Consider the following 13,734-nt stretch of genomic DNA (forward strand, 5'->3'; position numbering starts at 1 on the left):
TACCTATACACGTAATTAAAACTATATAATAATAATTTTCTAAACACAAAACTCAACCTATTTAGGTTGAGTTTTTTTATACTGGTTATAGAGCATTAGATATAATTTCTGCATCTTTTAATAAACTGATCCAATGATTTTTATAATTTTGATCCATTGGAGGACCTTTCATTGTATAACGGAGAACAAATAGATGGTTTTCGTAGGCAAATACTCGAGCTACCTCATGAATATCAGGTTGAACAGGATCATTTGTAACAGTATATTCATAAATCGCATCTGTTGTTGAGCTCTCTAGGACTTGGAAGGTAAAATCTCCTGTAAAAAAACTTGGAAGGTTTTGCTCGAAATTACTTAAATAAGTTTCTACCCCTACATTGGCATTGCTGTTCTCAAAAAATTGAATTGTGTAAAGTTCCGTCCAACTATTCGTAGATTCATCTGCTAACATAAATTCTGCTAGTGCAGTTCCTTCGCTTTCTTCATAATAACTTTCTACCCACTGTCTTTCATCTACATAGAAATTTAAACTTTCCATAATTTGCCGATACTGGTAATCTGTCGTTCCATTAGCTTCTGGAATTGGATCTGACGGAAAACTCTTATCATCCAAATTAGTTGTTGAATCTACTGTTGTAGAAACGATTTTCCATTTGCCATTGTCGGGCTTTAGTGTATGTGTGCCAGTGGATTCAGTGTTTGGCGTTGGAGGTCCTTCTACTCCCATGGTCGTTTGTTTATATGACACTATAGCTTGCTGTTCGGTTTTCTCAACTACTTTCATGTCCGTGATTTTTACATCGAATACATAGGTTTGCATTAATGCTCCTACATCTGCTTCAGTTATATCGTAGATCGGTGATTGTGAATGAATCGTTTCCATGTAACCGTCTAGATCATTATTACTGAAAGCAAGAGCGTTTGCTTCAATGACAGCAAATAGTTCCTCATCTGCAGGGATTTTTGATACTGCAGGTTTTTCATTGGGTGTCGTTTCTAACGTTTTATCTCCATCAGAAGAAGATGGGGGTACAGCAATCGGCTTCCCTATACATCCGGCTAACAAAACAGCCATTACTGTCATGACTAGTAAACTCCATGTTTTTCGTTTGCTCAATAGAAGTCCCTCCCTTGTCGTTCAAAACATGGGCTAAAACAACAGTCTTTGAATTATATTTCGACTATGCTCATCCTACACCTATAAAAATAAGAAAATAATAAAAATAGGCGACAGGCACCTTCCAGTTTCTGGAAATTACCTGTCACCTATTTTTGTTTTATTGATTTTTCAAACTGAGAAGTTTGTTCTTTAGTTCGTTTTCCATGGAGATGAGTTCTTGTTCTGCTTGTTGGCGTTTTGTCCGACCTTCTGCTTGGATTCTGAGGGTTTCTTCCAATGTTGTTACTAGACTTTCTTGTGTTTTCTTGAGGGTTTCAATATCGACAATACCACGTTCATTTTCTTTTGCTGTTTCAATTGTATTGGTTTTAAGCATTTCAGCATTTTTTAATAGTAAATCATTCGTCGTTTTTGAAACTTGTTTTTGTGCATTAACGGCATGCTGTTGACGAATTAAAGTCAACGCGATCGCAATTTGATTTTTCCATAACGGAATCGCAGTCATGATAGATGATTGTATCTTTTCGACTAAGGCCATATTAGTATTTTGAATTAAACGGATCTGCGGTGCACTTTGCGTTGTGATTTGACGGCTTAATTTTAAATCATACATCCGCTTTTCTAGACGATCAGCAAACTGAAGCATATCATTAACTTCTTGATAATCCATTTGGTTTTGTGTTTTTTCTGCCTTTTGCTTTAGTTCAGGAATGATCTTTGTATGCAGTTCATCTAGTTTTACTTCACCTGCTGCAATATATATATTTAATGCTTGAAAATAATCCTTATTTTTATCATATAATTGCTCAAGCATCATGTTATCAGACATAAGAGCCTTTTTACATTGTTCTAGTTTAACCGTGATACGATCGATTTGTGCACCTGTTTTTTGATATTTTGATAAAATTTCATTCACAGATCTTGATAATTTTCCAAATAGCTTTGAGATGAAATTTCGTTTTTCAGGTTTTAACTCATCTGGATTCACTTGTTCTAACTTTCTCATTAAATCGGTTAAAATTTCCCCAATTTCACCCGTATCCTTATTTTGAACATGATCGAGCATGGAATGAGAAAAGTTTAATAGTTTTGATTGAGCTTGTGTACCATATACTGTTATAGCCTGGTGATTACGAGGATCAATTTGCTGAGCCAAGTTCACAGCCTTCTGCTTATTTTCTTCAGTCAGTGTATCAATGATCCTCACCGGTCGAGCATCCTCTGTTAATGTTGTTGTTTGTTTTTGCGGTTGGGGTTGTAAAGTACTGGTAGGATCGATAGAATCCAACTCCCCGAATGGATTATCAAGTAATTGATCAAGCTCAGTGTTTGATTTATGTTCCACCAATGTTATTGCCTCCTATTGTTTATGTCTTCTGGAAGTCTATTAATTGTTTTCTTTGCAACATCTAGTTCAAAATGCAAATCATCAATATCATCTTCTAATACTTTATATAAATCATTTTCTAACGAATCAGTTAATTTGTCTATCATAAGTCTAGTTTCTTTTAATGAAATCGTCAGCTCTGGTGTTTTGGCAGGTTGTGAATGTAGTAATGCGTATTTTTCAGTTAACTCTACAATCGAATCTAGATTTGTAAAATAAAATCGTTCTGCCTTGAAAAATCTTTTTGGTTCTTTTTTTGTTGTTGAATAAATTTTGTTCACTAAACGAATCACTTCATAATTTTGTTTGATATCAGACAGATTGCGAATACGTAGAATTGCCTTTTGCAAGCGAGTAATTTTCTCTTTGGCTTCTTTTAAATTCCGCTTAATATATTTAAATTCACGACGTGTAATTCCATTTTCTTTTAAAAATTGACGATTAAATAACCTGCCAAGAAGAAGATAGACTATTGCTCCTCCCCCTATTCCCATTAAAATCGATGAGAAAAAGCTTGTGTCAAATGTAAAGAAACTAAAAACCCAAACTAAAAGGGTTATTGAAATCCCTGCAGCCGACCGTAATATAAATTGAAAAAAAGATTTCATACATCATCTACTCCTATCCCACTCATTCTCGAAGTTTCACCTGATTAGAGTTTTAAATTGTAAACAGCCTCTTCATAGAATGGCATCTATACTTACGAATAATTTGCCATTTGGTTTCATCTTTATTTTAAAGTAGAATGGCTATTTTTGCTACTTGTATGGAGAAAAATGAATTTCAAGTATGAATTCAATCTAAGACTTGAGAATGAGGTCAAGCGTCGTTTTCTGTACCATATCAAAAAACATAATGTTTTATCTGTTATACTACAAGATGTATATATTTGGAAATTAAACCTACAATATAGATACTATGTAAAAAAGTGAGGTCTAAACATGAGAGTATTAGCAGGACTATTTTCGATTCTCATGCCAGGATGTGGTCAAATGTTTAATAAACAGTATATCAAAGGGGTGGTATTTCTTATAATTGAGCACTTTGATAATATTCAAGCCCGAATTAATCAGGCCATCTTTCTTGATTTTAATGGTTATCATCAACAAGCAGTTGAAATTACTAATTTTCAGTATTTATTATTTTATCCAGGATTTTATGTTTACACGGTATGGGATGCATGGTTTACAAGTAAACCCGGAGCGGATAGGACAAAAACAGCAATACCGTTCATCATAGCTGGATTTATTGGTGAATTCGGAACGTTTTACGCACCAAAAATTCCACTTCCAACGTTAACCGTCGGTCTTAGTATGATTATTCCCATGATCATTGGCATGATTATCTTTCGCAAACAATAATGGTGTGTTAATGCCTAGTGTCTAATAATTGCTGAATTTGATCCATGATAATGTTTTCAATAATCGGATGATACCCTAAATAATTACATAAAATCCACTTTGTACCATGATCATCCTTTACTTTTTGAATTTCAGCTTGAACCTTTTTCATTAAAACACCCGTAAAGAAAAGGTAAGGGATGATGAAAACTTGATTCGCCCCAGTCATTTGTACAATTTTAAGACCTTCTTGAAGTGTTGGTCTAGCAGCTGCTAAAAAGCAGACTTCTACTTTCTTAATCTTAGCCTTTTGCTTTAGTTTCTCCCCGATAAGTGACAAATCTCTTTTTACATCTGAGTCACTGCTTCCACGACCAATTAGTAGAACCGTATCTTCTTGTGTTATTAACTTTCCCGTTTCTGTCATTTTTTCTAATAAAAGGTCCACCATTTGATCATTGACCCCAATTGGTCTTCCTAGCTTTACCTCAACATGAGGAAATCGTTTTTGTTGATGAGCTATTTCATCCGGAATATCCTTTTTTGCATGTGCTGCGGTTAAAAGTAAGATGGGTATCACGATAATATTGGTGGCGCCTTGATTGACACAGTGCTCAAAACTTTGGGAAACAGTAGGATGAGAGAGTTCTAAAAATCCGACTTCCTGTATGGGTGTGTCTACCTTTTTCATGATTTTTCTAACAAAAGAAACAGCCTGGTCACTAGCTTCTTTCACTCGGCTACCATGGCATATATATAGGATTGCATTCATTTTTCTGCCTCTTTTCATTGAATTTCCTTTTTAAAATATAAAGGAAAAAGAGAGCTAATTCAATCGCCCTCTTTTCCTTATACCCTTGTTATATTAATTGATGTTCTTTTAAATATGAAATAATTTTTTCTACACTTTCTTCAATTGAGTTCAAATGACTTTCAACAATAATTTCCGGATTTTCTGGCTCCTCATAAGGAGAACTTATCCCCGTAAACTCCTTTATAACACCTTGTCGAGCCTTTTGATATAACCCTTTTGGGTCACGTTCTTCACATGTTTCAATTGGACACTTCACATAGACTTCAATAAACTCTTTGTCTTCCAGTAAATTTCGAACAAGTTCACGGTCTGCCTTGAATGGAGATATGAATGCAGTTAAAACCACTTGACCGCTATCAACAAAAAGCTTAGCTACTTCCCCGATTCTTCTAATATTTTCAGTACGATCTTCATCAGAAAATCCTAAATCTTTATTTAATCCGTGACGTATATTATCCCCGTCAAGTACATAATTTCTTACACTCTCGTGATAAAGACGTGCGGCTAGTGCATTCGCAAGTGTTGATTTTCCAGAACCAGACAAGCCTGTAAACCATAGAACAAAGCTATTATGACCATTTTGCTTGCGACGGTCTTCTTTTAAAATCGATTGTTCATGCCATACGATATTTGTGCTTTTTCCCAAATCGCATCCTCCTCAGTATTGTACGTATGTTTTTAGAAAGGGACTTTGACAACCCTTTCTAGTTATTTTGATTCGACTGCGTGACGTTGTAGACCCTTAATTAACACTTCAATCACTTCTTTTCGACTGAATGTGCTAGGTGGAATTTCCCCATTGCGTAGCATTTCGCGAACCTTTGTACCTGATAAAATCACATGGTCTTCTTTATCATGCGGGCATGTTTTGGCTGAAGCCATATTTCCGCATTTTGTGCAATAAAAACTGTGTTCAAAGAATAGCAGTGTGATACCTAATTCATCAGGAGTAAAATTGCTAAAAATCTTTTGGGCATCATATGTACCGTAATAGTTACCTACTCCGGCATGATCGCGGCCCACAATAAAATGCGTACATCCGTAATTTTTACGAACCATCGCATGGAAAATCGCTTCTCTTGGTCCAGCATAGCGCATTGCTGCTGGGAATACAGCTAGAAATACACGATCTAATGGGTAATAGTTCTCTAATAAGATTTGATAGCTTTCCATTCTTACATCTGCAGGGATGTCATCAGATTTTGTTTCGCCCACTAGCGGATTTAAGAATAACCCATCAACAATTTCAAGAGCTGTTTTTTGAATATATTCATGAGCGCGGTGTACAGGATTTCGAGTTTGGAACCCTACAACTGTATTCCATCCTTTTTCTTCAAATGACTTTCTTGTTTGCACAGGGTCTAAGTGGAATTCATTAAATTGCTCTCTTTCGATACGATTCACAAGAATAATTTCTCCACCCACATAGACATTGCCACGTTCGAACATTTTCTTTACCCCAGGATGCTCGAGATCCGTTGTTCCATATACATTTGCTGCTTCCTTTTCTTTGTCTGGAACAAATATATCTGAAATCGTAATAACACCATATGTTTTTCCTTGAAATTCAAGCCGAACTTCTTCTCCTACTTGAAGAGTATTTGTTTTTTGTTCCGAGACTGGCAAGGTAATTGGAATGCTCCAAACATGACCAGACGCTAGACGCATATTCTCAACAACAGATAGATAATCCTTTTCTATTAGAAATCCTTCTATTGGACTGTACGCTCCTGTTCCAATTAACTCTAAATCGCTTAAGCTAATATTATCTAATTCGATTGATTTTTCGATTTGTGAAAAATCATAGTCTCCATTCCAACGGTTAATTAATGTTCCTCCATGCGGTGTACTTAATGACATGATCTATTTCCTCCTAAGATTTATAAAGTAAATGGGATTAAATTCCTTCCCCATTTTCATAATAAGCTCGATTTTCTTGTCTGATTGTTTTAATTAAACTCAAAATTCCAATGGTAGCTAGACACACACTTAATAGAACAATGATCGTGTAGAGGTCACTGTCTATAAATAATTTCATTAAGCCATAGGAAATCACCAAAGAAAAAACGGGTGATACTAGCCATACTTTCACAATTTTACTAACGACTCTTTTGTTTACTTGATTTTTTCCTTTCTTCGATACTCCGATTCCCATAATAGCTGTACTTGTTACTTGCGTTAGGGGGACGGGTAATCCAAAAATGGAGGCAATCATTACAAGTGATGCGCCTATAGATGAAATCGTTCCACCTTCTAGCAAGCTAAACCTTGTAATTTTCTTTGCATTGGTCTGCAAAACTCTACCTCCCATAAACAACACACCTGCTGAAATAAAGATGCCACCTACAATTGTCCCTGTTGTCATAGAAATTAAATTAGCTCCTACTAAAGGACCGACTGCATTTCCCACATTATTCATTCCAGCAGAAAAAGCTTCAAAAAAACCCACGATAATAACAAATACGGCTAGTATTCTCTGAGCCTTTTTTTCTTTTAACTGCGGATATTTATGATTAAGGAGTGTAATGAGTTTTCCAAAAATAAACGCGAGAGTAAATCCGACTACTGGAATAATCACCCAAAAGGATGCGATCCATAAGATGTTATTGACATAAAGGGCCTGTTCAGCGATACCGACTCCTACCACAGCTCCTACAGTAATTTCACTTGTTGAAAGTGGAATTCCTAATAGATTGGCAATAAATAAAGAAATGGCAGCTGAAACTAAAATAATAAGAACCACTTTTGCAGTTAAGAGTGTTTGTGGAATGATTCCAGTCCCAATGGTTTCTACTACTTCACTTCCACCAATAACGGCCCCAAGAAAGATTGCAATGGCACATAGAAATAAGGCTCTTCTTCTCGTTTTAATTGCTCCTGACCCATAGGCTACACTAACAGCGGCAGCAGCCCCGCTTGCCCCGATATTCATCGCGAAAAAAAGGGCTACCAAACCTGCGAAGTACGTTATAATCATAGTAAATTCCTTCTTATCTTATTATTGATGGAGTCCGCATTCTGTTTTTGCTTGCCCTGTCCACCTTCCTGAGCGCAAATCATTTGGATCAACCGCAGGTGCTGTACATGGTTGACAGCCAATACTTGGATAACCTTGATCATGCAGCAAATTATAATCAAGACCGTTCTTATGTTGATATCGCCAAACATCTTTCCATGTCCAATGAATGAGAGGACATACTTTTACTGATTTGAATTTATGATCGGGATTAAGAAATTGCGTATGTTTTCTCGTTTCAGATTGTTCCCTTCTTAAACCCGATATCCATGCTGTTGCCCCAGAAAGCACTTCATTTAAAGGAAGAATTTTTCGTATTTCGCAACATTTATTGGGATTGGTTTTCCAAAGTTCATCACCAAATTGCTTCGCCTGCTCTTCAAGGGTTAAACTAGGTTTCTTTAATTCTATTTGTAATGACGGATAACGAGCCTTCACTTTATCAATTAGTTCATAAGTTTCTTTAAAATGAAGATTGGTGTCTAGAAACACGATTTTAGCATTGTCTTTTACTTTTGAAATTAAATCAATTAAGACAATCCCTTCAATTCCGAAACTGCATGCGTATACAAGCTTGTCACCGTAGTGAGAGTATGCCCATTTTAAAACTTCAAGTGCTCCCTTGGTTTCATCATCATATGAAAATTCTAATGTTGGCGTATTTTCGATATTTTCATAGGTAATCATATCTGTCATTCTTTCTACCCCCACTTTTAATCTCGATTCTGAAAATCTACATATCAAATGATATGTTTTTTACTTGTACATGGTTCAAACTGCCTTGAAATCAAAAAAGACAGTCTTAACCTAATCAAGCGTTAAAACTGCCTCTAGTTTCTCTAGTCAGCAAGCTATTTAATTCTTACCTTTTCAACCTTTTCTAACTGAATAACTTTTCCATCTTGTACGACTAGTGTAATTGAGCCGTATTTCATATCCTGAAGCATTTGTTTCAGTTGTTCAATAATCGTTTCATGTTTATTTGTTTCACTCATAAATCTCCCCCCTCATGATCAAGTGGGACCTCCACTTTAGAAAGGCTGAAAACATTGAACCTTCATTCCGAGGTGTTGGTTATTTAATTTTAAAAGGTAATTTTGTAAAAATTTTACCACAAATCAACTGTATGTCAATAAATTATATAAAATTACTCGGAATTAACTTTGTTACTTAGATTATAGTATATGAATGTAAATTTAAGCAAGTTCTTTTTTTGAATTTTTGAGTTAATTGATTTTAAAATAAAGGTCGTACAAGCTCCTCTCCGTGAATAGAATGATTACAAGCATAATTTTATTACGAGGTGTGAATATGGCAATTTTTATTAGTTACATATTTTTGGGCTTATCCCTTGCTGCTCCGATTGGTCCAATTAATGCAGCACAATTGGATCATGGGATTAAAAATGGCTTTCTACATTCGTGGATGGTTGGTGTTGGAGCAATGCTTGCTGACATGGTATACATGGCAGCTGTATATTTGGGAGTTGTTCATTTTTTAGAAATTCCAATTGTTAAATCCTTTTTATGGTTGTTTGGTTTCTTTGTTTTAACCTATACAGGAATTGAATGTTTGGTAGGCGCTGGAAAAATCGACACTCGATCGGGCAAGTATAATAGAGAGCCTGTTTCTAAATCTTTTTTCTCTGGTTTTTTTATGTCGTTATCAAACCCCTTAACGATTCTTTTTTGGCTCGGAATTTTCGGCTCCGTTTTGGCTAAAACAGTTGCTACTTATGATACCAGTCAATTACTCCTTTATAGTATTGCTATTTTTACAGGTATTTTGATTTGGGATTTTTCAATGGCTTTATTAGCTAGTACGTTTAGAAAATTTTTAACATCTAAATTATTGACTTGGATTTCGATTGCATCAGGTTTTTCTCTAGTTGGGTTTGGTATATATTTCGGTTATGAAGCCGTTCAAATGTTATTTTTTAATTAAGAAATTCTTCATTTTCAAAAATTTGAAATTTCAAAAATATGTCACAGCTAGACATCATAATATAGTTTATACAGTCTTATAATAAAGATAAGAGGGAGGCAATTATTGATTCCTTATTAAAGGGAAAGAAGGTGCGCATGATGTCCATGGCACAATTCGATGATGTTTTTGAGATTTGCTGCGGTCATGTTGAGGATGAAAACGTGTTACCAGAAGTCAAAAAGATTGAGGAAATTCCCGTCACTGCCGAAAGAAAAGCTACTCCAAAATGGTGGGAAGATGCATTGAAAGAAATTGAAAAAGAAAGTGAAAATGAATACGAATTATACTATCTTTGACGCATTTTATCTTAAATAAATATCCCCCATTTTTATAAATAAAAAATGGGGGAATTTTTTTGCCTATTAAAAATCCGGCAATTGATCTAAATTATTTTCTTTTATCCCATCTGGTTCGCTGCGAAGAATATCTCTGCCGTATTTATGAAAGACATCAACATGGGCAATCTTTCCTGCTTTAGCTTCGTTTAAGGCGGTTACATAATCCAATTCTCGTCCTGATGCCGTTTTAAAGGCAATTAAATCTCCCTCATCATTCTTGCGCACGGCAACAATTTCTTCTTGCCCTTCTTGAATACCAGCACTCGCTTCGTCCACGGCATTTTGTTTTGATTGCTGCACATAATCTTGATAAATTTGATTAAAATCTTTATTTTCCATTGGCTTACACCTCCCGAACATACGTTAGTTTGTTCGTTTAGATGTTTTTTATGCTATTTTTTCACATAATGTAAGAAAACATTTTCGTCTTTTGTAATCTTAACCTCGCTAGGAATTCTTAAATAAATGATTCCTTCATTATTTGATGAAGAATGAGAAATAAGACTTTGCTCGGTAAGCTGCCGAACTGGAAAGGACGGACCTAGAATAGATACGTGAATATCTTGATTTGGAGCATGTATCGCAAGAGTGTCGGCTGTTTTCTCAAGCTTATAGGGTTCTAGAATTCCTGAAAAATCAAATTCATTAATCGTTAAGGTGGAGCGATAAATAAAGGACTCAATGTCACCCTTACTTTCAGGCTTTTTCTCAATATATACAGAGAATCCAATATCATTAGTTGAAGATTTAATGTGTAATGGGTAATTTCGATCATGCTCGAAAGTTTCTTGAGTAACTAAAAATTCCTTAATTGGTCCTATTTCTCCATTTATTAAATGATTATACAATTCGTTCATCATTTCATCCTGATCATGTTGTGTTATCTTTTCCTTCATCACTTTGCTGTCTGACATAAACGGAACAAATACAGCGGCTACCAATAACACGAGTAAATAGACCCCTAACATCCAATGGGTAAATTTTACTGTGAAAAACATTTTTCCTAACTTAAAGAAATAGCGTCCAATCCCAACAAAAAAGAGAAGCATGACAATTAGAATTAAAATCGGTAGAAACGCACCTATAACGCTCATTTCCTCACCTCCAGCTTAGTTAGAAGGCTTATCGCAGGGATCAGACAAAAAATCATCGTTAAAATTGATTTTAGTAAAAAGATAAAGAAGTTAGATTCCCCGACATAAAATTGATACAATTGGATAATAAAAGGATTGCCTTGCATCGAAGTATTCAAAAATAAAAGACCAAAAATGAATAAAGGAATAATCACTGCAAAAATTTTACTAAGTTGAGTAAGTGATCCAATTAAATAACCTAAAGTACTAAATAGACATAAATAGAGAAAAGTGATAACGAAACCCAAAAAGATGTCAAAATTGTTTGTTTCCATATGGTAAAGCTTTGTAGGAGTAAATATATATTTGATTAAGCTGATTAAATTTCCTGATAAAGTCGATGTTAAGCTAGCTAGAATATTGGCATATAACATAAAAAGCATATTTGAAAAGCTTGAGCTTAAACGATTCGTAACAAAGGTAAAATCATGATGACGATAAGGCTTTGTTGTTAATGTGATTGCCGTCGTCAAACTCCATATCATCGTAAACACAACGACAACATCTGCAGTAAAATATTGAATTTCAATAGATGTAGTTCCAGATGACGACCACATTGTAGATACTCCACCAAAAGAAAAGAGAATGGCAAGCAATTGGATCCAAATCAGTGAACTGATTGAGTCTATATTGGCCTTCAATTTGAATCTTAATTGTTTTCGGACAACTTCCAACAAACTAATTGTTTGTAAAGACATTGTCAATTCCCCCTTTCTTTTCATTGGTCAAGTAAATGAATAAATCGCTTACTTTCACAGGTACTATCTCCACTCCCGATAGATAGGCTTCTTGACGATCTTCTTGGGTTAAATCGTTTTTTAAGACAGCGTATGTGGTATGAGTCCCTATCCTGTTTTTATAAAGAATTTCTCGATTTTTGATGATTCGTTCAACGGTTTCTGAATTTCCTTTAATCCCAATTCCCCATTCTTTAAACCCAGACATGGGAATATGAAAATACACTTGACCGTTTTTTAACAATAAAACATTTTCTAAGATATCTTCGATTTCATCAATTTGATGACTTGATAAAATAATCGTTCTTGGATAAGCTATGTAGTCCTTTAAAAGGGCTCGATAAAAATCTTTCCGTACCCCCTCATCCATTCCTGTTGTGGGTTCATCGAAAATCGTTAGTGGGCATCGAGAAGCTAAGCCAATAATGGAATTAAATGTACTTGTCTTCCCTTTTGAAAGCCGATTGTGGTAATCTGATGGGTCAAATGAAAAATAATTAAATAATTTTTGTGCTAGAGATGTATCCCAGTTAGGGTAAAAACTCGCTGCCACCTCTAAGATTTCCCCGAGTTGTAAGGCAGCTGGAAAGCTCATTTCGTCATCTACAAAAATGGAGCTAAGAGAAACACTTAAGCTATTAAAAGGCACTTCAGAGTACACGGTTATTTGTCCTGAAGTTCCTTTAATATATCCAGCAATTATTTTTAACAATGTTGTTTTACCTGCCCCGTTTCTGCCGAGCAATCCTGTTATCGTATTCTCTTCTATCGTAAAACTTACATCATTTAAAACGGGTTTTCGTTTATATACCTTTGTTAATTCCTGACATTGGATTACCGTCATTTTTCACCCTCCTCGTTATGAACTTCATCGAATAGTTGGATTAGCTCCTTTTTACTCAAATTTAACCGTTTTGCTTCTAAAACAAGTTCTGTTACAAGGCCCCGTAATGTCTGATTTTTACGTTTGTTTACGATTCGTTCCCGTGCTCCTATAGTTACAAACATACCAAGACCTCTCTTTTTATAAAGGATCTGGTCATCAACTAGGATATTAATTCCTTTTGCAGCTGTTGCCGGATTAATCGTAAACATATCTGCTAATTGATATTGAGAATATACTTTTTGATCCTCGATTAAGTGACCATTCAGAATTTCGGATTCAATCCATTCGGCAATTTGCATGTAAATGGGCTTCGTACTTTCAGGGTTTAGAATGGTCATCGCCCCCTTCACAAGTAGTGCATTACTGATGTAATGTACTATAAGTATAAAATGCATATAGAAAGTTTTCAATAGGTTTTAACTAATTAAAGAAGTACTGAAGATATGAATTATAAAAAAAGGGCTTCACCACGGAGATGAAGACCTTTTGTTAAAATTATTCATGATCAGGATATGTTTCTTTTAAAAAAGAAACAGCAGCTTGAATTAATTTTTTCAGAACCTCGATATCAATATCATCTACTTTGTTTATATATACACAAGCTTTACCAGTAGTATGTTTGCCAAAATTCTTTAACAAATCCTCTCTTTGTGTATCTCCCGGCGCAAAATATAAACTGTGTTTCGCTTTGCGAGGCGAGAATCCTACTAAAGGAGCATCTCCTTCATGACCACTATCATACTTATAATGATAAGAGCCAAATCCAATAATACTTGTCCCCCACATTTTCGCGGGATAACCTGTTGTATCCGTAAAGATATCGAGTAGTTTATAAGCATCTTCACGTTTTTTGGGATGGTCCACGCTCTCAATAAATTCAATCACACTACGGTCGTTTTCCTTTGTTTTCAATTCGTACATATTCTCCATCCTTTTCACAATCTTATCGACTTATTTTAGCATGATTGCTGTAGTTT

At 35.1% G+C, this 13,734-nt stretch carries 18 protein-coding genes; 3 read left to right on the plus strand and 15 right to left on the minus strand.

From position 1 onward, the window contains the following. Positions 1-85: 85 nt before the first annotated feature. The 3 genes from Q5760_RS14210 to Q5760_RS14220 form a co-directional block, all read right to left on the minus strand. Positions 86-1,117, minus strand: coding sequence for a hypothetical protein (locus tag Q5760_RS14210; RefSeq protein WP_428908296.1), 1,032 nt, complete (start codon positions 1,115-1,117; stop codon positions 86-88). A gap of 160 nt (positions 1,118-1,277) precedes the next feature. After that, on the minus strand, positions 1,278-2,468 hold the full coding sequence (locus tag Q5760_RS14215; protein ID WP_428908297.1) for a toxic anion resistance protein: 1,191 nt from the start codon (positions 2,466-2,468) through the stop codon (positions 1,278-1,280). Between the two features lie 2 nt (positions 2,469-2,470). Continuing rightward, positions 2,471-3,115 (minus strand): 5-bromo-4-chloroindolyl phosphate hydrolysis family protein, encoded by a 645-nt coding sequence (locus Q5760_RS14220; protein WP_428908298.1) that lies wholly within the window; start codon positions 3,113-3,115, stop codon positions 2,471-2,473. Between the two features lie 333 nt (positions 3,116-3,448). On the opposite strand from Q5760_RS14220, the gene Q5760_RS14225 reads away from it, so the two are divergent. Further along, a complete protein-coding gene (locus Q5760_RS14225; protein WP_428908299.1) occupies positions 3,449-3,868 on the plus strand; it encodes a hypothetical protein in 420 nt (139 codons plus the stop codon). Between the two features lie 7 nt (positions 3,869-3,875). On the opposite strand, the gene Q5760_RS14230 is transcribed toward Q5760_RS14225, so the two are convergent. From Q5760_RS14230 to Q5760_RS14255, 6 genes are all read right to left on the minus strand, one after another. Then, positions 3,876-4,637, minus strand: coding sequence for a sirohydrochlorin chelatase (locus tag Q5760_RS14230; RefSeq protein WP_428908300.1), 762 nt, complete (start codon positions 4,635-4,637; stop codon positions 3,876-3,878). Between the two features lie 70 nt (positions 4,638-4,707). Next, a complete protein-coding gene (gene cysC, locus Q5760_RS14235) occupies positions 4,708-5,307 on the minus strand; it encodes an adenylyl-sulfate kinase (RefSeq protein ID WP_428908301.1) in 600 nt (199 codons plus the stop codon). Between the two features lie 62 nt (positions 5,308-5,369). After that, on the minus strand, positions 5,370-6,521 hold the full coding sequence (sat, locus tag Q5760_RS14240) for a sulfate adenylyltransferase (protein WP_428908302.1): 1,152 nt from the start codon (positions 6,519-6,521) through the stop codon (positions 5,370-5,372). A gap of 37 nt (positions 6,522-6,558) precedes the next feature. Further along, entirely contained in the window at positions 6,559-7,638 is a 1,080-nt protein-coding gene (locus Q5760_RS14245) for an anion permease (RefSeq protein WP_428908303.1), read from the minus strand. Positions 7,639-7,659: 21 nt separating this feature from the next. After that, the gene (locus Q5760_RS14250) at positions 7,660-8,364 is read right to left on the minus strand and encodes a phosphoadenylyl-sulfate reductase (protein ID WP_428912586.1); all 705 of its coding nucleotides are present in this window, start codon (positions 8,362-8,364) and stop codon (positions 7,660-7,662) included. Positions 8,365-8,528: 164 nt separating this feature from the next. Then, positions 8,529-8,672 (minus strand): YezD family protein, encoded by a 144-nt coding sequence (locus Q5760_RS14255; RefSeq protein ID WP_428908304.1) that lies wholly within the window; start codon positions 8,670-8,672, stop codon positions 8,529-8,531. Between the two features lie 316 nt (positions 8,673-8,988). Between Q5760_RS14255 and Q5760_RS14260 the strand changes: the two genes are divergently transcribed. Together Q5760_RS14260 and Q5760_RS14265 are read left to right on the plus strand one after the other, a co-directional pair. Then, complete coding sequence (locus tag Q5760_RS14260; RefSeq protein WP_428908305.1) at positions 8,989-9,621, plus strand: LysE family translocator; 633 nt, start codon at positions 8,989-8,991, stop codon at positions 9,619-9,621. Positions 9,622-9,761: 140 nt separating this feature from the next. Beyond that, a complete protein-coding gene (locus Q5760_RS14265; RefSeq protein WP_428908306.1) occupies positions 9,762-9,959 on the plus strand; it encodes a hypothetical protein in 198 nt (65 codons plus the stop codon). A 66-nt stretch (positions 9,960-10,025) separates the two neighbouring features. On the opposite strand, the gene Q5760_RS14270 is transcribed toward Q5760_RS14265, so the two are convergent. The 6 genes from Q5760_RS14270 to Q5760_RS14295 all read right to left on the minus strand — a co-directional run bounded on the left by Q5760_RS14270 (position 10,026) and on the right by Q5760_RS14295 (position 13,678). Then, positions 10,026-10,340 (minus strand): DUF3892 domain-containing protein, encoded by a 315-nt coding sequence (locus Q5760_RS14270; protein WP_428908307.1) that lies wholly within the window; start codon positions 10,338-10,340, stop codon positions 10,026-10,028. Between the two features lie 53 nt (positions 10,341-10,393). Continuing rightward, on the minus strand, positions 10,394-11,095 hold the full coding sequence (locus tag Q5760_RS14275) for a hypothetical protein (protein WP_428908308.1): 702 nt from the start codon (positions 11,093-11,095) through the stop codon (positions 10,394-10,396). Continuing rightward, the gene (locus Q5760_RS14280) at positions 11,092-11,832 is read right to left on the minus strand and encodes a hypothetical protein (RefSeq protein WP_428908309.1); all 741 of its coding nucleotides are present in this window, start codon (positions 11,830-11,832) and stop codon (positions 11,092-11,094) included. Before Q5760_RS14280 ends, Q5760_RS14275 begins: the two co-directional genes overlap by 4 nt. Continuing rightward, entirely contained in the window at positions 11,813-12,715 is a 903-nt protein-coding gene (locus Q5760_RS14285) for an ATP-binding cassette domain-containing protein (protein ID WP_428908310.1), read from the minus strand. The genes Q5760_RS14280 and Q5760_RS14285 overlap by 20 nt, the downstream gene beginning before the upstream one ends. Next, complete coding sequence (locus Q5760_RS14290; RefSeq protein ID WP_428908311.1) at positions 12,712-13,095, minus strand: GntR family transcriptional regulator; 384 nt, start codon at positions 13,093-13,095, stop codon at positions 12,712-12,714. The genes Q5760_RS14285 and Q5760_RS14290 overlap by 4 nt, the downstream gene beginning before the upstream one ends. A gap of 157 nt (positions 13,096-13,252) precedes the next feature. After that, positions 13,253-13,678, minus strand: coding sequence for a DUF1801 domain-containing protein (locus Q5760_RS14295; protein ID WP_428908312.1), 426 nt, complete (start codon positions 13,676-13,678; stop codon positions 13,253-13,255). Between the last annotated feature and the right edge of the window lie 56 nt (positions 13,679-13,734).

Origin of the sequence: Niallia sp. Kr1 (genome assembly GCF_050389805.1) — a bacterium.
Classification (GTDB): domain Bacteria; phylum Bacillota; class Bacilli; order Bacillales; family Cytobacillaceae; genus Bacillus_BD.